Consider the following 16,342-nt stretch of genomic DNA (forward strand, 5'->3'; position numbering starts at 1 on the left):
TGGCTTTTCTCGTAATTGGTCAAAGGGTGTCTGCATGAAATCAGGCATCGAACATCCCGGGAGGCGCGGCAGCCCGGATGCTCTCATCGACATGCGCGACAAACTGCGTGAAGTTGCGGCGGAAGCGGTCGGCAAGGCCGCGTGCCGCCTGGTCGTATGCATCGGGCTTTTCCCAGGTCGCGCGCGGATCGAGGATATTGCTATCGACGCCTTCGACCGCGATCGGGACCGCGAAGCCGAAATTGGGGTCGATACGGAACTCCGCCTGCTTAAGCTTGCCCGACAGCGCGGCATTGAGCAGTGCGCGGGTCACCTTGATCGGCATGCGCGAGCCGGTGCCATGCTGGCCGCCGGTCCAGCCCGTGTTGACCAGCCAGCAATCGACCCCACCCCTGGCAATACGCCGGCGCAGAAGATTACCGTAGACGCTGGGATGGCGCGGCATGAAGGGGGCGCCAAAGCAAGTCGAGAATGTGGCCTCCGGCTCAGTCACACCTAGCTCGGTGCCCGCCACCTTTGCCGTGTAGCCAGACAGGAAATGGTACATCGCCTGTTCCGGTGTGAGATGGGCGATCGGCGGTAGCACACCGAAGGCGTCGGCCGTCAGCATGATGATGGTCTTGGGCACCGGCCCCATATTCTCGCACGAAGCGTTGGGGATGAAATGGATTGGGTAGGCGCCGCGGCTGTTCTCGGCGAGTGAGGCGTCATCGAGATCGAGCGCACGGGTCTCCGGATGCATGACCACGTTCTCGAGGATCGTGCCAAAGCGCTGCGTGGTTGCATGGATCTCGGGTTCGGCCTCGGCCGACAGACAGATCATCTTGGCATAGCAGCCGCCTTCGAAGTTGAAGACGGCGGTATCCGACCAGCCATGTTCGTCGTCGCCGATCAGCGTGCGCGAGGCATCGGCGGACAAGGTGGTCTTGCCGGTTCCCGAAAGACCGAAGAAGATCGCGGTGTCGCCATCGGGTCCGATATTGGCCGAGCAGTGCATCGGCATGACGCCTTGCCGGGGCAGGACGTAGTTGAGGACCGTGAAGACCGCCTTCTTCATCTCGCCCGCATAGCCGGTGCCGCCGATCAGGATCAGCTTGTTCATGAAATCGATGGCGATCACCGTCTCTGAGCGGCAGCCATGGCGCTCGGGATCGGCGCGGAAACTCGGCAAATCAATGATCGTATAGTCGGCAGAGAATTGTTTAAGCTCGTCTGCGGTTGGCCGCACCAGCATGGTGCGTACAAAGCTTGAATGCCAGGCCAGTTCGGTAATGATCCGCACGCCGACGCGGAATTCCGGCTGAGACCCGCCGAACAGGTCTTGCACAAACACATCGTCGAGTGTCGACAGGTGCTTGTAGAAGTCTTCGCGCAGCTTCTCGAAGGCCCCTCCCTTCATCGGCTTGTTGGACGGTCCCCACCAGACGTCGTCCTTGGTTTCGACATCGCGGACGATGAACTTGTCCTGCGCCGAGCGCCCGGTGTGGGTGCCTGTCTCGACCACCAGCGCGCCATGTTCCGACATGCGGCCTTCGCCGCGCCGCAACGCGAGTTCCACCAATTGTGGCGTATCGAGGTTTTCGTGCAGACGGCCGCCCGGCTTGACGGTGATTTCCGGCTTGGTGAGGGTCAGGGTCATGTGATCAATGGCCTCTCTCGGTCTGTTGGAACAATTTACGGGGACGCTTCAAAGATCGGTCGCGAGGTCATGCGGTCGGTAGCGCAGCGAAAGTTTGGGGCGCCGGACGCGGGACATGTGCGCTTTGTCGGCACATTCCGCTGAACGCGAAGGCTCCGCAGCAGATTCGCGGGCTTCCGCCTGCCGCCGCCTGGGAAGAAGCAGCTGCGGCATTGTTTTATCGCTCATCCGGGGCCTCCCGCTTCGCGCCGCGAGTGACGTGCGGTCCACGGCTGTTGCCCTGGTTGATGACGCGGACGATGTCCGACATCAGCCCCGCCGCTGCGAACGGCTTGAGCTCAGCTTCACAGAGCAATCCACCGGCATGGTGGAACGGGGCCATGACCCGAAAGTCGCTTGGGTCACGCGGGATCAGCCTGAGGGGGGCGTTAACGCCGCCAGCGAGGCTTTGCTCCCCAGGGACTGATCGAATGAATGGCATGAGGCATATATACAACTTCATCTTAAATTGTTAAGACTGCATATTGATGTATAAAACATCATTAGAGCAGGTTATGATCACGTCGCAGCAAATGCGGGCCGCGCGCGCCCTTCTCGGACTTGACCAGCACCAGATGGCCGAGCTTGCCGGACTTTCCCTGCCCACCATCCAGCGCATGGAGTCGTCTGACGGTCAGGTTCGACGGCCAGAGCATTGCTCTCATCATCGAACGGCTGTCGGCAAGGCATGGGTGAGGGGCGAACGATGAGCGATCCCGGCCTGTTGAGACGTCGCCCCAGTTCACTGGAAGTTGGCAGGGCCCAGCGCGCACTGGTGCAATTGGCGGCCTTGCTGGCGGCGCTGGCAGGACTGGTCAATGCGATCGGGTTTCTCGCTTTTGGCCATGTCTTCCTGGCTTCGCCCGACGCCAACGCCACGGTTCTGGGCGCAAATCTGCCGCAGAGCTATGCAGTCGCTCTGTTTGCGGGCGCCATGGTTCTCAGCTTCGTTGCCGGCGTCACGTTGATGACGCTGATAGCGCACCGTGCGACGCAATTCAGACGCACCCTGGTTCTCCTGACGACTGCCCTTGTCCTGGTCGCCGCCTATGTCGCGGTCCAGGCCCATATTGCCTTCGCCCCAGCTGTATTCCTCGCAATGGCGATGGGCGGCGCCCATTGCGTCTTCGAACGCGACAATTCCGACCTGCAGGAGGCCATGTCCCCCTCAGCTCAGATCGCCCGCTTTGGTGAGGCGCTGGCCGGAGGGCGCAGCGGCGCCAACCACCGCCAGATCGGCTTGCATGCATCCTTCTGGCTCGCCTTCCTGTTTGGCGGATTGCTGGGCGCCGGGGCGTGGATCGCATTCGATGCCCGATCCTTCGCCCTGGCCGCCGGCGTGGCAGGCGTGCTGACCCTGCGCACATGGCTGATCGAGCGGGACATCTTGCCCGCCTGACGGTGCTACCCGACTTTGGAGAATCCGCGCATTGTGGATTTCCAAGTTGGCCGGATCGCACTCCAAACCTTGGAGGCTTTCGCGCACCCGCTCGTTCTGGTCGACGAGGATCGGCGTGCCATATCCTCCCTCGTGAAATGCGATGGCTGCACGCAGGACCGTATCCTCCTCGGCCTCTGCAAAGATCATCCGTGTCGATCGCGAGCGGGCCAACTCCTGGGCCGAGGCCAGGACAGCTGTGGTTGGGTTCAATCGTTCCCGTAGTGCCTGGCGGTAGGTTGCGACATCGGTAAGCGGTCGGCGGGCGACACCCGAGTCCGTGGCTGCTTGAGCGACTGCCGACGGAACCGTTTCGATCAAGCGAGGATCGAAAGGCGTTGGAATGATGTATTCGGGACCGAAGCTGCCCACACTGCCGCCATAGGCGGCAGCCACTTCCTCGGGAACGCGCTGCCTGGCCAACTCGGCGATGGCTTTCGCGGAGGCCACCTTCATCGCGTCATTGACCGTGGTCGCCCTCACATCGAGCGCCCCGCGAAAGATATAGGGGAAGCCCAAGACATTGTTGATCTGATTGGGATAGTCTGATCGTCCCGTCGCGATGATCGCGTCGGCGCGGATCGACTTCACGATCTCTGGCAGGATCTCCGGGGTCGGATTTGCCAAAGCGAAGATGATCGGACGCGGCGCCATCGAGGCGACCATTTCCGCAGTCACTGCACCAGCAACTGACAGGCCCAGGAACAGGTCCGCTCCGTCCATCGCGTCCGCGAGGGTTCTCGCATCGGTGTCTGCGGCATGAGCCGACTTCCACTGGTTCATGCCTTCGGTGCGGCCTTGGTAGATGACTCCCTTGCTGTCGCACATGATCACATGCCGCACGCCGAGCGACTTGGCGAGTTCAGTGCAGGCCACCGACGCGGCCCCGGCCCCGTTCACGACCATTTTCAGGTCTTTGAGATCGCGTCCGGTCAGGTGCGCGGCATTGATGATACCCGCAGCGGCGATGATCGCAGTGCCGTGCTGGTCATCGTGGAATACGGGAATGTTCATACGCTCGCGCAGCGTCTGCTCGATGATGAAGCATTCTGGTGCCTTGATGTCTTCAAGGTTGATGCCGCCGAAACTCGGCTCCAGCAGTTCCACCGCGGAAATGAAGCGTTCGACATCTTCGGTTGCAAGCTCGAGGTCGATGGAATCGACGTCGGCAAAGCGCTTGAACAGCACCGCCTTGCCTTCCATCACTGGCTTTGATGCCAGAGCCCCAAGATTGCCGAGACCGAGGATCGCGGTTCCGTTGGTGATCACCGCAACCAGATTGCCCTTGGCCGTGTAATCGTAGGCAGCGTCTGGATCGGCTGCGATTGCCTGTACGGGGGCTGCTACCCCTGGCGAATAAGCCAACGCGAGATCGCGCTGTGTCGCCATAGGTTTGGTAGCAACGATTTCGATCTTCCCGGGCCGACCGGTAGAGTGAAAATCCAGCGCTTCGCGCTCAAGAGATGCGTCACCCATTTCATTCCATCCTAATCGGGGCCCGACGCAGACATTGCCTGCTCAAACCAAGTGTGAGCGTGCTGCTAGATCAAGAGCGCAAGCGGACGGGGAACGCGCAGAGCGGGATGTTCCACATGCATTTCAAGGTGTCGTGTCCCTGTCGCACTTATGGCGTTGCCGCTTGCGCTCAGCCAACTCGGCGTTGCGCCGATCATGTGCCCGGCCCCCCGCGATCGTGACGCCGAAGAACAGGATCATAAGCAGCAGCGAGATGACTATGATTATCCCGATGACCATGGCTGCGATTACACTTTGACAGGCTCGAGGATCGAGACGTAGTTTGCCACCGCGCCGCCGCCCATGTTGAAACAAGCGCCAAGCTCGGCACCGGGAAGCTGCATTTCTCCGGCATCCCCGGAAAGCTGGCGAGCCGCCATGACGTGCATCGATACGCCGGTTGCACCAACCGGATGGCCCTTGGCCTTCAGTCCGCCCGACAAATTGACGGGCAACCGCCCGCCACGTTCAGTTTGACCTTCCCGTACAAGCTGGCTTGCTTCGCCGGGTTTGCACAGGCCCATGGCTTCAAGTGTCAGCAACTCGGCGATCGTGAAGCAATCATGGACCTCGGCGAAGTTCAGGTCATTCACGGAAATTCCCGCAGCGTCGTAAGCCCGCTTGAATGCCAGGTGGGGGCCTTCGAAGCTGGCCAGATCTTTTCGGGAAAGGGGAAGGAAGTCGTTGACCTGCTCTGCCGCACGGAAGCCAATCGCACGTTCAAGTTCGCGAGCGACATCCGGGTGAGCAATGATAACGGCTGCCGCGCCATCGGAAATAAGCGAGCAATCCGTAACCTTGAGCGGCGGAGCAATCACCGGATTGCGATCGGAGGCCGTCAGGCAGAAGTCGAGATCGACTTCCTTACGCATGTGCGCGAGAGGATTGAGAAGCGCATTCCGATGGTTCTTTACCGCAATGCGCGCCATTGCGTCGGTCGGGTCGCCATGCCGCGCAGCATAGGCCAAGGCAAATTGCGCGAATATTGCCGGGAAGGAGAGCTCGGCTTCTTCGGGCTGATAACTTGCACCGGATAGCGCCTTCGTGACGCCTGCGGTGTCGAGGCCGGTCATCTTTTCTGCCCCGACGACCAGGGCCACCTTGATCCGCCCGCTCTGGACTGCGTCCAGCGCCGAATAGAGCGCAGCCGAACCCGATGCGCATGCATTTTCGCAGCGCGTTGCCGGCTTGAAGCGCAAGGCGTCGTGCGCCCCCAGGATCATCGACGAACAGAACGCGTCGGGGACCATGCCGGAGTTGAAATGCCCCAGCCAAACGGCATCAATATCGCGCGGATCGATGCCGGCATGGACAATTGCCTGCTTTGCCGCAGACGCGATAAGGCTTTCAATCGTATCTCCGGACAGCTTTCCAAATGCCGTATGTCCCCAGCCAACGATATTTGCCTGAATCTTGATCTTGGACATCTGCAACCTCGTATAGTTCTTGGAATGCGCTCCCTCGGGTCGGGGGAGTGGGCGGATCATCCAAATCGCTGCCGCTGGAATCTGCCCGCGATCGAGAGGATCACCTACCGTGTGCTTGGACAGGAATCGGTTCCAGGCGCGAGCCGCTATGCATGTTCGGAATGTGCTTAGTGAGTTACCATATTTCTATAAAATGTGTGAAGATGGTAATTTGATGTATAGTACATCATTGTGGAACCATGCTTGATTTAGCTGCAAAGCAGGGGCCGAGAGGCGGAGTGAGGCGGGCTCACCGTCCAAATTGGTTCCGGTGCCGTCGCCATGCTGCGCGAGGCGTTTCCTATGCGACGGTGCGCTCCGCACCGCGCCGCTTCAAGCGCTGGCCGCCCTATTTCGACTGCTTTCCAACGTTTTGACCAACACCACATTGCCGAGCATTCCGGCAAGGTCGCGGGCGGTCCTGGCTGCGCCCATGAGCGTGGCCGATCCCGGTCCGCACCAGTCGCCATAGCCCGCAAGCCACAGGCGGGGTTCCTTGATCGACCGTTGGCCATCGACCAGCACCCGGCCATCGTCCTCGACCACGCCATGCATCGCCAGGTGATCGAGCGCGGGCCGAAAGCCGGTGCACCAGATGATCGCATCGACGGCCATCCTGGAACCATCTGGCCAGACAACACCCTCGGCCGTCATCCGTTCGAAGGGCCGGACAGAAGCCAGGTCTCCGCGGGCGCGTGCTTCCTTGACCGGCGGGACCATGACGATGTCGCCGATGCCGCCCACGGGTGTATCGCCCGGTCCAGCCTTCATCCGCGCAACCGCGCGTTCGAACAGGACGCGGCCATCCACATCGTCGGGCAGGAACAGGGGGTCGTGGGTCGTTACCCAGAGGGTGCGTGCTACGGGCGCGAGTTCGGCAACGATCTGGGCGCCGCTATTGCCGCCGCCAACCACGAGCACTGATTGGCAGCTGTAATCCTCCGGCCGGACATAGTGGGCCGAATGGACCTGCACGCCGTTGAAAAGATCGCGCCCCTCGATCTCGGGAATATAGGGGTGAGACCAGGTGCCGGTGGCGCTGACAACCGCCTGTGCGGCAATCCTGCCCTTGTCCGTCACGACTTCCAGACGATCGCTGGCCCGTTCGATGGATTTCACCCGGACGGGACGCTCGATGTGGAATTCGTAACGGGCCTCATAGCGAGCGAGATAATCAAGGACGTCATCGCGCGTGGGATACCCCTCATGCGCGGGCGGCGGCATCAGCCAACCCGGCAGCGAACTGTATCCGGCGGGGGAAAACAGGCGCAGGGAATCCCACCCATGGCGCCATGCACCACCGGGCCCAGCTTCGGCGTCGAGGATCACGAAATCGGCCCCTGCACGGCGAAGATAATAGCCCAGTGACAACCCCATCTGGCCACCGCCGATGATGACGATGTCGTGCTGCGTGGTCATCAGGCCTGCAGCCAGCGGTGAAGAGCGTCCGCTTGGGGCAAGCCTGCGGCACGGACTACCGGCGAATGCCTGGATGGGAGTACCTGGATCATCATGTCATGCGGCTTTCTGTCTGATCGGAAGAGGGCTTCTATCGGCATGCGCGGCGAACACGACATCGACGATGGCGACCCATGCTGGCGAAAATTCGGGATTGCGATATATCGAACAGGTCCATCAGTTCGCATACGCAATGTTCCTGACCGTCCCTGACGATCGCGAGCGCAGCGAGTCTCGTCGGTTCGGCCAGGGCTACCAAGAGGTCTCCGGTGGATGGACCCTGATCATGCGCATGCGCTTATGCGCCCCTCCGCATGGTTGCATCGGCCATGATCAAACAGACCACCGGCTATCCCATGGCGGCAGATCATTCTATCATGCTCGAAATATCGATTGACTATGTGGGCTATCCACGATTATTCGATGAGGTTGGAAGGATGGAATAGATCATGAAGGAATTCAATCCGCAGGTCTCGGCCGTCGAGGCGCTCGGCGCGCTCGCGCACGACACGCGCCTGTCTGTTTTTCGCATGTTGGTGAAGGCTGGCCCGGAGGGATTGATAGCCGGTGCTATCGCGCAGGCCGCGAATGTGCCGCCGTCCACCATGTCGCATCACCTGGGCATTCTCGAACGGGCGGGTCTGGTGGAATCCGAGCGGGAAAGCCGGCTCATCCACTACCGTGCCGATTATGAGGGGATGCGCCGGCTGCTCGCCTTCCTGATGCAGGACTGCTGTCAAGGCGTCCCTGAAATGTGTGCCGAACTGCTCGGCGAACTCAACTGCAATGCCTGAGGGTGCTCTCATGTCCGACACGATCGGCCCCGACAAGACCTACAACGTGCTCTTCCTGTGCACCGGCAACAGTGCCCGCTCGATCCTCGGCGAAGCCGTCATGAACAAGCTGGGGGAAGGCCGCTTCCGCGCCTGGAGTGCCGGCAGCCAGCCCAAGGGTGAGGTTCACCCGATGGCTATTTCCGTACTTGAGAATATGGGCTTCGACATAACGGGCATGCGCTCGAAAGGCTGGGGAGAGTTCGCCGCGCCGGACGCGCCGCAATTCGATTTCATCTTCACCGTCTGCGATAACGCCGCAGGCGAGACCTGCCCCGTATGGATCGGCCATCCGATGACGGCGCACTGGGGCATCGAGGACCCGGCATCAGTCGAAGGCGCTGGTCAGCGCGATGCCTTCATGCAGGCGCTGCGCTACTTGCAGAACCGCATTTCGCTGTTCCTCGCACTCCCGCTCGCCAGCCTCGATGAGATGGCGACGCGGCGAAAGCTCGAGGAAATCGGCCAAAGCGAGGGCGCCAGCGCCAAGGCAGGAGCAAGCGAATGACCCACCAGGATCAATCGGGCGACATCGTCATCTACCATAATCCCGAATGCGGAACCTCGCGCAATGCGCTGGCCATGATCCGCAATGCCGGGATCGAACCGCATGTCATTGAGTACCTCAAGACTCCGCCTTCGCGTGCCTTGCTGGAAAGCCTCATCGCCCGCGCCGGCATCACGCCGCGCGCCCTGCTCCGCGAGAAGGGCACGCCCTATGCCGACCTTGAGCTCGACAATCCTGATCTTTCCGACGTCCATTTGATCGACGCGATGATGAAGCATCCGGTCCTCATCAACCGCCCGCTGGTTGTCTCGCCGCAGGGTGTGAAGCTCTGCCGTCCATCCGAGGAGGTACTCGACCTAATTCCGGCTGGTCAGCGCGGCGTCATCGCCAAGGAAGACGGCGAACAGGTGATCGATGCCACCGGCAATCGCGTCACCGGCTGAACGAGGGATCAAGATGACCGCACAGCCCAAGCGTGAACGCCTGTCGTTCCTCGATCGCTATCTAACCCTTTGGATTTTTCTCGCCATGGCGCTCGGCGTCGGCCTGGGATCAACCTTCGAAGGATTGCCCAAGGCGATCGACAGCCTGTCCTGGGGGACGACCAACGTGCCCATCGCTATCGGGTTGATCCTGATGATGTATCCGCCGCTCGCGCGGGTGCGTTATGAGGAACTGCCGCGCGTATTCGAAGACAAGCGGGTGCTGGCGATCTCGCTGATCCAGAACTGGATCATCGGGCCGGTGCTGATGTTTGCGCTCGCGGTCATCTTCCTTAGCGACAAGCCGGAATACATGACGGGCCTGATCCTCATCGGGCTGGCCCGCTGCATTGCCATGGTCATCGTCTGGAACCAGCTTGCCAGGGGCGACAACCAGTATGTGGCCGCGCTGGTCGCGTTCAACTCGATCTTCCAGATCTTGTTCTTCAGTGTTTATGCGTGGTTCTTCCTTGCTTTCCTGCCGCCGCTGTTCGGGCTTGAGGGAAGCGTCATCCATGTCAGTTTCTGGACCATCGCCGAGGCGGTGCTGATCTACCTCGGCATACCGTTTTTGGCTGGATTTCTGACGCGCAGATGGCTGGTGAAAGCCAAGGGCAACGAATGGTATGAAACCCGTTTCCTGCCCAGAATAAGTCCGATAACGCTCGTCGCACTGCTGTTCACCATCGTCGCCATGTTCAGCCTCAAGGGCAATGAGATCGTGACACTGCCGGGCGACATACTGCGTATCGCCATTCCGCTCACCATCTACTTCGTGGTTCAGTTCAGCGTCAGCTTCTTCATGGGCAAGCTGATCGAGAGCGATTATCCGCGCACGACGGCAGTGGCGTTCACGGCCGCGGGCAACAATTTCGAACTCGCCATCGCGGTTGCCATCGCCGCCTTCGGGCTTGCCTCGCCGGTGGCCTTCGCGGCAGTCATTGGCCCGCTGGTCGAAGTGCCGGTGCTGATCCTGCTGGTAAACGTCGCCTTCTGGTTCGGGCGGCGCTGGTTTCCCGGCAGCGTTCCGGCTGAGGTCCGGGCATGAACGACACGGGTCTGGCCAGGTTGCGGACGCTTGCCGATCCCGACCATCTTCCGGCGCTCAAGCCTGAATATGCTCATCGTCGTCCGACGCTGGGTCTGGGCGAACTCGATCCGCCGCCGCGCATCCTGCTGCTCTATGGCTCCTTGCGCGAACGATCCTATTCGCGGTTCGTGGTTGAAGAGGCCGCGCGCCTGCTCCAGTTCTTCGGCTGCGAGACGCGGATCTTCGATCCCTCCGATCTGCCCATGCCCGATCAGGTCCAGGACGACGATCATCCGGCGGTTCACGAACTGCGCGAGCATTCGCTCTGGTCCGAAGGACAGATCTGGTGCAGCCCGGAACGGCACGGCCAGATCACCGGGATCATGAAATCTCAGATCGATCACCTGCCGCTGGCATTGAAGGGCAGGCGCCCGACGCAAGGTCGCACCCTTGCCGTCATGCAGGTTTCCGCAGGTTCACAATCGTTCAACAGCGTGAACAGCTTGCGCGTCCTCGGCCGCTGGATGCGGATGTTCACCATCCCCAACCAGTCGAGCGTGGCCAAAGCCTATACCGAATTCGACGAGGCCGGACGGATGAAGCCGTCGAGCTATTATGACCGGATCGTCGACGTGGTAGAGGAGTTGGTGCGTTTCACTGTCCTGCTCCGCCCGCATGTCGATCAACTGGTCGATCGCTATTCGGAGCGGGTCGAAGCGGATCGGCCGGTCATTGCTCCCGCGGAAATCCTTGCCTCGATCGATGGCGCACTGGTTCCACCACAGGAGAAAGCGTAACAGGCACAACGCTTATTTCGATAAAACTCGAAATTAACGTTGACGTGTGAAGGTGGACGCCATGTTTCGATTTTACTCGAAATGAGGAGAAGTCCGTTGCAACCCGGTGAGGCAATCCTGGCTCTCGGAGCACTCGCCCAGGAACATCGCCTGGCGCTGTTCAAGCTTCTGGTGCGCGCGGGCGCTGAGGGTCTTCCAGCCGGCGCTATCGCCGCCGAACTGGACATACCCAACTCGTCGCTCTCGTTTCATCTGGCTCAGCTCAACCGGGCTGGACTGATAAACCAGACGCGCAACGGCCGCTCTCTCGTCTACTCTGCCAACTACGCGGGGATGAACGCTCTCATGGGCTATCTCATGGAGAACTGCTGTGCCGGCAGCACGTCGTGCGGTACCGAGGCTTCGTGCGCAGCCCCAGCGACATCCTCATCGGAAAGGAAGTCCGCATGAAACGCCTGCATGTGCACGTCGGGGTTGCAGATCTCGACCAATCGATCCGTTTCTATTCCACGCTGTTCGCCAGCGAGCCGACGGTGGTGAAGCCCGACTACGCGAAATGGATGCTCGATGATCCGCGCGTCAACTTTGCGATCTCGGCCAACAGCCATGCGGCCAAAGGCATCGAGCATCTCGGCATCCAGGTCGAAAGCCAGGATGAACTGGCGGAAGTCTACAGCCGCCTGAGCGCCGCCGATCGACCGGTTCTGGAGGAAGGTGCGACGACCTGTTGCTATGCCAAGTCTGAAAAAAGCTGGATCGCCGATCCCCAGGGTGTGGTGTGGGAAGCATTCTACACCAGCGGCGATGCGACGGACTATGGGAACAGCCCGAAGCTGAGCGCACTTTCCGGAAACGCCGCTGACGACGCCTGCTGCGGACAGGCGATGCCGACAGCGAAGTTAGGCTGCTGCGGCTGACACAGGCATCGTTTCGCCAACGCGCCGGACGGTCCGGTCGCCGGCTCCGCCTAGGTCGAGAGCGCTGGTGTGCGCTCGTCCTCGCGCTCGAAGGCCGAGCCGTCCAGGTGAGAGGGGAGTGGGAAGGGGTGATCGAGCAAAAGCTCTGCTCAAGCCCATTTGGATATCCCCATGCGCGATCTCACCGCAGTCCCGGCCGAGGCCGGCCCCGTTCCCGCACGTGCGCTCGATTATATCCGTGTCGATGCGCCACAACCCGTCGTCCTGGCCTATGGCATCGGTGTCGACAGCACCGCGCTCCTTCTCGAACTCGAAAGCCGGGGCACGCCGCCCGACCTCGTGATCACGGGCGATCCTGGCGTCGAGAAACCTGAGACCTACGCCTACCAAAAGATGATCGCCGCCTGGATGGCGGCACGGGGCATCCCCTATGTGACGGTGCGCTACACACCGCGCCGCTTCAAGCACTGGCCGCCCTATTTCGATCTGCTCTCCAACGTTTTGACGAACGCCACATTGCCGAGCATTTCTCTGGGGCGCCATTCGTGCTCGCTCAAATGGAAGGTCGCTCCGCAGGACGCCTTTCTCAAGCAGTGGGAGCCCGCCAAGGACGCCTGGGCGCGAGGTCAGAAGGTCGTCCGGCTCATCGGCTACGACGCATCGCCGGCCGACACGCGGCGATACGCGCACGCTTCGACCATCGAAAGCGACCTTTTCGAATGCCGTTATCCCCTGCGTGAATGGGGCTGGGACCGCGCCGCCTGTATTGCCCGGATCGAAGCGGCTGGTCTTCCAGTGCCGCCAAAATCGAGCTGCTTCATCTGCGGCGCGATGAAGCCGGATGAGGTTCGCGCCCTTCCTGCCTGGTGTCTGCGATTGATCGTGCTGGTCGAGGCGAGGGCTGCCCCGCGCCTTAGGACCGTCGAAGGCCTGTGGCGCCGCTCGACGCGCACGCGGTCGGGCCGGATGACCGATTTCATTCGCGCCGAGGAGCTCCTGCCCGCTGCCGATATCGACGCGATCATCCGTGACGCGCCTGCCGATCTCATCCGGTTCCAGGATGTGGCGGCCCATGTCCCACTCCCCGACCGCCCGGCGATGGCCGAGTGGCTCGAGCAGTTCAACGCCTGCCTGAAGGAGGCAGCATGACCATCCCTGTTACAGAACAGATCGCCCGCTTGAACGATCGTTGCCGCCAGGGCTTCGATCCAGCCGCGCGCCTCATCGTAACCCGCACATGCCTCTCACGTCTCGCAGGCGAAGGAGACGCGGTTCGTGAAATCGTTGCCCAGGCCGAACTCCTCGCCGCCGTCCGCCGGTATGATTTCGCCCCAGACGACGGCCCCGAGCGAGACTTCGGCGCCTTCGATCTTCGGGGCGAGCGCATCCTCTTCAAGATCGACTATTACGATCCCGCCCTCGAATTCGGATCGGACGATCCAGCGGACGCGTCGCTCACGCGGCGCGTGCTCACGATCATGCTCGCCGAGGATTATTGAGCGCGAGGCGACCCCTAAGCGCCCCGTCGGTCCGGGAAAAGTGGAGGAGGGCTGCAGGTGGAGAATTTCCACTTGTCGAGGAGCCCCAGATGTCCCTTCCCACCGTCATCCACAGCCGGGTTGATCCCGCCGCCGTCACCAAGGTCACGCGCCTTTTCAATAATACGCTCGGTGACATTCTCTCCGAGCTCATCCAGAACGCGCGCCGGGCAGGTGCGAGCGCTGTCGACCTCAAAGTCATCGAAGCCGATGAGGCTGCGTTTCTCGCTATTGTCGACGATGGCGCCGGGATTGAAGATCCATCGGTCATTCTCGCCCTCGGCCGGTCCGGTTGGGGTGACGATATCGCGCGGCGAGAGGACCCCGCCGGCATGGGCGTGTTCAGCCTCGCTGGTCGCGACGTCGAGGTCCGTTCCTGCCCACGCTCGACCGGCGATGGTTGGTCGATCCGCATCGCCTCTGGCGACTGGGAGTCCGGCGCGCCCATCGCCGTTGCGCCCTGTACGCATCCTTTCGGAACCGAGATCCGCGTACCGATCGACGAGCAATGGCCCAAATCGCTCGAAACCGTCGCACAACGCGCCGCGCGTTATTGTCCGCTTCCGGTTCAGCTCAACGGCCAGGATCTGCCCCGCGAGGACTGGTTGAAGGGAGCAGAGACGATCGTCGAGCAGGACGGCGTCCGCATCGGCATCTATCGCAATTATCTTCACCGGCATTTCAGCCCGAGCATCAACTTCCATGGCGTGACCGTCGCCTCGCTCCTCCCGACGGTGGCGGAGAAGGATCGCCACTGGGCCGCCAAGATCGACATTATCGATGCGCCCGAGTTGCAGCTCGTGCTTCCGGCCCGCAAGGAGATGGTCGAGAACAGCGCGCTGCAGTATCTGCGCGCTGCGGTCCGCCTCTCCATCTACCGGCATATCCAGGCGCTCGGCAGCCACCGTCTTTCTTTCGCGGACTGGCAAGAATCGATCGATCTCGGTGTCCTCCTCCCTGAGGCGCGTAGCGAGCTTCAGTCATGGGCGCCGGCGATGGCCGACTACAATAGCGGGTCCAGCCGCCAGAACCTGACCTCGACGAACGATCTCATTTTGGTCGACGATTTCGGACCTCCCATTGAACAGTGCGCCCATTTCGCGCTCGCAAGGGATGGTCGTTTTGACGGGCGACTGGCGGAGCCTGACGATGCGATGCGAGGTTACAGCTGGTATGACGCATTGCCTCGAATCTCGGGCCTGCGCTTCGAAATCGAGCAGAATGGAGAGACGTTCACCTATGACAGCGGGGAACTCCCCGGTCTGACAAATGGTGTGGCCGACCGTCTTGACCTCGTCCTGCAATTGTCAGGGAAGACCGGCGAAACGATCGTGATCCCGGCGCCGGTCGTGATCGAATATGACGATGCGCATTTCTGGAATTTCGAGGAAGCCAATGTCGTGTTCGCCTCCCCCGAGGCCGTGAACCCCGCCGAACTTGTCGACCTCCTCGACAATGCCTGTTTCTCCTCGAGCGATGACCGCGAGGCCGACAGCTGGGATACCCAACACGATCGCTTCCTGCTCGATGCGCAGGAAATGGCGACCCGTCTCCTGCTGGGCGATGAAGCAGCACTTCTCGAGCGCCTGCGCGCCATACTCGCATACAGAACCCAATGGTTCGTTCCCGAAGGCGCGCAATTCGTGGCCGTAATCGGCCGCGAGACCATGGACGTCCGTATGGAGCAGGTCCCGGCCGCCTGACCGCTGACAATGCGCTGGCAGCGTCCCGCCAGCATAGGCGACGGAGACAGGCACACTTCGCTTCAGTGCGTTGCGCCGCAAAGTGAACGGCGTGAGTGAGCGCATGCTCGCGCAGACGCTGCAACAGCTCGAAGGGGATGGCCTGGTGATCCGGCGTAGCTATCCCGTGGTGCCACCGCATGTGGAATATACGCTGACGCCGTTTGGGCAGGAAGCCGCATCTCATGTCGAGGTGCTCACAGACTGGATCGAGGATCGGTTGCCCGCGCTGGTTGAGAGGCGTGGGGTCCAGCACGGTCAGGAAGTCCCGGGTTCCGAGTAGGGAGCGTACCGTCACAGCTCGGCCCAGGCCTCTCGGGCGCGCACCACGGCCCGTCGCGGAAGGCTCCATCTACTGATCACCAGAGCTGGAATCCCACCATTGATCATTTGCGCGCCGCGCGTAACCTCCTGACAGAATTGGAGGCGTCGCGTGCCGTCACCGCGGTTCGGCGGGCGCTGGCCAGCGCCGAAGGGGCCGGCCGGCATCTCGAACATCGCATTTGCAAGAGCTGATCATGAGCCGATACGAACTCACGCCCAGGAACGATCAGCCGGACGTCATCAAGGCCGTCGTCGGTTGGGATCGGCCGTTGCAAACCTACTTCGCGCAGGTGTTCACCCGCACCGAGGCCGAGCCGGAGGAGGGCGAAGCAACGATTTGGCACGGAACGGAACCAGGCGAACTACTGACGCCCGAGGCCGCGCTTGCGGTCGTGGCACCCTATGCCGAGGTGCCTGAGACCCTCGCTGCGAGGTTGTACGATGATATGCGCGGGACGATCGGCGTCAGGGACGGGACTCATCAGGCCGAGGCCAAGCGTTTGCTGTTCGGCTCGATCCACTAATCGGGCGAAGGCTCCCCCGAGGCCGCGAATGCGGGTCTCGGAAGGGGCGCTTACGCGCCTGCTCGGCCGAACGGCCGAGGAGAGGAGGGGGA

The 16,342-nt window shown here is 61.6% G+C and carries 17 protein-coding genes and 3 pseudogenes; 14 read left to right on the top strand and 6 right to left on the bottom strand.

What is annotated here, in order from left to right; all coding sequences use genetic code 11:
- Window positions 1-40: 40 nt before the first annotated feature.
- Both L3X40_RS12665 and L3X40_RS12670 read right to left on the bottom strand, forming a co-directional pair.
- Window positions 41-1,639 carry a phosphoenolpyruvate carboxykinase gene (locus tag L3X40_RS12665; protein ID WP_237365947.1) on the bottom strand — a complete coding sequence of 533 codons (1,599 nt, stop codon included), beginning with the start codon at window positions 1,637-1,639 and terminating at the stop codon, window positions 41-43.
- 217 nt (window positions 1,640-1,856) lie between these two features.
- Window positions 1,857-2,021: a hypothetical protein gene (locus L3X40_RS12670; RefSeq protein WP_237365948.1), complete on the bottom strand. Its 165-nt coding sequence runs from the start codon at window positions 2,019-2,021 to the stop codon at window positions 1,857-1,859.
- A gap of 172 nt (window positions 2,022-2,193) precedes the next feature.
- Here L3X40_RS12670 and L3X40_RS12675 point away from each other — a divergent pair.
- Both L3X40_RS12675 and L3X40_RS12680 read left to right on the top strand, forming a co-directional pair.
- Window positions 2,194-2,322: pseudogene (locus L3X40_RS12675) on the top strand (helix-turn-helix domain-containing protein); the annotation flags it as partial.
- Between the two features lie 62 nt (window positions 2,323-2,384).
- Window positions 2,385-3,077 (top strand): YoaK family protein, encoded by a 693-nt coding sequence (locus tag L3X40_RS12680; protein WP_082797156.1) that lies wholly within the window; start codon window positions 2,385-2,387, stop codon window positions 3,075-3,077.
- 27 nt (window positions 3,078-3,104) lie between these two features.
- Here the strand turns inward: L3X40_RS12680 and L3X40_RS12685 are convergent.
- From L3X40_RS12685 to L3X40_RS12700, 4 genes and pseudogenes are all read right to left on the bottom strand, one after another.
- Window positions 3,105-4,592 (bottom strand): annotated as a pseudogene (locus tag L3X40_RS12685) (phosphate acyltransferase); the annotation flags it as partial.
- Window positions 4,593-4,879: 287 nt separating this feature from the next.
- On the bottom strand, window positions 4,880-6,058 hold the full coding sequence (locus L3X40_RS12690) for an acetyl-CoA acetyltransferase (protein ID WP_092959526.1): 1,179 nt from the start codon (window positions 6,056-6,058) through the stop codon (window positions 4,880-4,882).
- Between the two features lie 372 nt (window positions 6,059-6,430).
- Window positions 6,431-7,516, bottom strand: a complete 1,086-nt coding sequence (locus L3X40_RS12695; RefSeq protein WP_092959528.1) for an ArsO family NAD(P)H-dependent flavin-containing monooxygenase — start codon at window positions 7,514-7,516, stop codon at window positions 6,431-6,433.
- Between the two features lie 130 nt (window positions 7,517-7,646).
- A complete protein-coding gene (locus tag L3X40_RS12700) occupies window positions 7,647-7,814 on the bottom strand; it encodes an ArsR family transcriptional regulator (protein WP_092959530.1) in 168 nt (55 codons plus the stop codon).
- Between the two features lie 190 nt (window positions 7,815-8,004).
- Here L3X40_RS12700 and L3X40_RS12705 point away from each other — a divergent pair, with 190 nt between their 5' ends.
- The 12 genes and pseudogenes from L3X40_RS12705 (at window position 8,005) to L3X40_RS12760 (ending at window position 16,250) form a co-directional block, all read left to right on the top strand.
- Window positions 8,005-8,349 carry an ArsR/SmtB family transcription factor gene (locus L3X40_RS12705; protein ID WP_092959532.1) on the top strand — a complete coding sequence of 115 codons (345 nt, stop codon included), beginning with the start codon at window positions 8,005-8,007 and terminating at the stop codon, window positions 8,347-8,349.
- Between the two features lie 10 nt (window positions 8,350-8,359).
- Window positions 8,360-8,896 carry an arsenate reductase ArsC gene (locus tag L3X40_RS12710; RefSeq protein ID WP_092959534.1) on the top strand — a complete coding sequence of 179 codons (537 nt, stop codon included), beginning with the start codon at window positions 8,360-8,362 and terminating at the stop codon, window positions 8,894-8,896.
- Entirely contained in the window at window positions 8,893-9,339 is a 447-nt protein-coding gene (gene arsC / locus L3X40_RS12715; RefSeq protein ID WP_092959536.1) for an arsenate reductase (glutaredoxin), read from the top strand. Before L3X40_RS12710 ends, arsC begins: the two co-directional genes overlap by 4 nt.
- A gap of 13 nt (window positions 9,340-9,352) precedes the next feature.
- Window positions 9,353-10,426, top strand: coding sequence for an ACR3 family arsenite efflux transporter (gene arsB / locus L3X40_RS12720; protein ID WP_067111143.1), 1,074 nt, complete (start codon window positions 9,353-9,355; stop codon window positions 10,424-10,426).
- On the top strand, window positions 10,423-11,205 hold the full coding sequence (arsH, locus tag L3X40_RS12725; protein ID WP_067111146.1) for an arsenical resistance protein ArsH: 783 nt from the start codon (window positions 10,423-10,425) through the stop codon (window positions 11,203-11,205). Before arsB ends, arsH begins: the two co-directional genes overlap by 4 nt.
- 96 nt (window positions 11,206-11,301) lie before the next feature.
- On the top strand, window positions 11,302-11,655 hold the full coding sequence (locus tag L3X40_RS12730; protein WP_237365949.1) for an ArsR/SmtB family transcription factor: 354 nt from the start codon (window positions 11,302-11,304) through the stop codon (window positions 11,653-11,655).
- Complete coding sequence (locus tag L3X40_RS12735) at window positions 11,652-12,122, top strand: ArsI/CadI family heavy metal resistance metalloenzyme (protein WP_067111152.1); 471 nt, start codon at window positions 11,652-11,654, stop codon at window positions 12,120-12,122. The genes L3X40_RS12730 and L3X40_RS12735 overlap by 4 nt, the downstream gene beginning before the upstream one ends.
- A 171-nt stretch (window positions 12,123-12,293) precedes the next feature.
- Window positions 12,294-13,271 (top strand): hypothetical protein, encoded by a 978-nt coding sequence (locus L3X40_RS12740; protein WP_237365950.1) that lies wholly within the window; start codon window positions 12,294-12,296, stop codon window positions 13,269-13,271.
- Window positions 13,268-13,621 carry a DUF3768 domain-containing protein gene (locus L3X40_RS12745; protein WP_067111157.1) on the top strand — a complete coding sequence of 118 codons (354 nt, stop codon included), beginning with the start codon at window positions 13,268-13,270 and terminating at the stop codon, window positions 13,619-13,621. The genes L3X40_RS12740 and L3X40_RS12745 overlap by 4 nt, the downstream gene beginning before the upstream one ends.
- 89 nt (window positions 13,622-13,710) lie before the next feature.
- A complete protein-coding gene (locus L3X40_RS12750; RefSeq protein ID WP_067111160.1) occupies window positions 13,711-15,363 on the top strand; it encodes an ATP-binding protein in 1,653 nt (550 codons plus the stop codon).
- A 58-nt stretch (window positions 15,364-15,421) separates the two neighbouring features.
- Window positions 15,422-15,685: pseudogene (locus L3X40_RS12755) on the top strand (winged helix-turn-helix transcriptional regulator); the annotation flags it as partial.
- A 235-nt stretch (window positions 15,686-15,920) separates the two neighbouring features.
- Window positions 15,921-16,250 (top strand): hypothetical protein, encoded by a 330-nt coding sequence (locus L3X40_RS12760; protein ID WP_067111170.1) that lies wholly within the window; start codon window positions 15,921-15,923, stop codon window positions 16,248-16,250.
- Window positions 16,251-16,342 lie beyond the last annotated feature (92 nt).

This window comes from Rhizorhapis sp. SPR117, from assembly GCF_021742065.1.

Coding starts and splice junctions, on each gene's coding strand:
- L3X40_RS12690 (WP_092959526.1), bottom strand. CDS start 6,058: ATGTCCAAGATCAAGATTCAGGCAAATATCGTTGGCTGGGGACATACG.
- arsH (WP_067111146.1), top strand. CDS start 10,423: ATGAACGACACGGGTCTGGCCAGGTTGCGGACGCTTGCCGATCCCGAC.
- L3X40_RS12760 (WP_067111170.1), top strand. CDS start 15,921: ATGAGCCGATACGAACTCACGCCCAGGAACGATCAGCCGGACGTCATC.
- L3X40_RS12665 (WP_237365947.1), bottom strand. CDS start 1,639: ATGACCCTGACCCTCACCAAGCCGGAAATCACCGTCAAGCCGGGCGGC.
- arsC (WP_092959536.1), top strand. CDS start 8,893: ATGACCCACCAGGATCAATCGGGCGACATCGTCATCTACCATAATCCC.
- L3X40_RS12695 (WP_092959528.1), bottom strand. CDS start 7,516: ATGACCACGCAGCACGACATCGTCATCATCGGCGGTGGCCAGATGGGG.
- L3X40_RS12745 (WP_067111157.1), top strand. CDS start 13,268: ATGACCATCCCTGTTACAGAACAGATCGCCCGCTTGAACGATCGTTGC.
- L3X40_RS12670 (WP_237365948.1), bottom strand. CDS start 2,021: ATGGCCCCGTTCCACCATGCCGGTGGATTGCTCTGTGAAGCTGAGCTC.
- L3X40_RS12740 (WP_237365950.1), top strand. CDS start 12,294: ATGCGCGATCTCACCGCAGTCCCGGCCGAGGCCGGCCCCGTTCCCGCA.
- arsB (WP_067111143.1), top strand. CDS start 9,353: ATGACCGCACAGCCCAAGCGTGAACGCCTGTCGTTCCTCGATCGCTAT.
- L3X40_RS12735 (WP_067111152.1), top strand. CDS start 11,652: ATGAAACGCCTGCATGTGCACGTCGGGGTTGCAGATCTCGACCAATCG.
- L3X40_RS12710 (WP_092959534.1), top strand. CDS start 8,360: ATGTCCGACACGATCGGCCCCGACAAGACCTACAACGTGCTCTTCCTG.
- L3X40_RS12680 (WP_082797156.1), top strand. CDS start 2,385: ATGAGCGATCCCGGCCTGTTGAGACGTCGCCCCAGTTCACTGGAAGTT.
- L3X40_RS12705 (WP_092959532.1), top strand. CDS start 8,005: ATGAAGGAATTCAATCCGCAGGTCTCGGCCGTCGAGGCGCTCGGCGCG.
- L3X40_RS12750 (WP_067111160.1), top strand. CDS start 13,711: ATGTCCCTTCCCACCGTCATCCACAGCCGGGTTGATCCCGCCGCCGTC.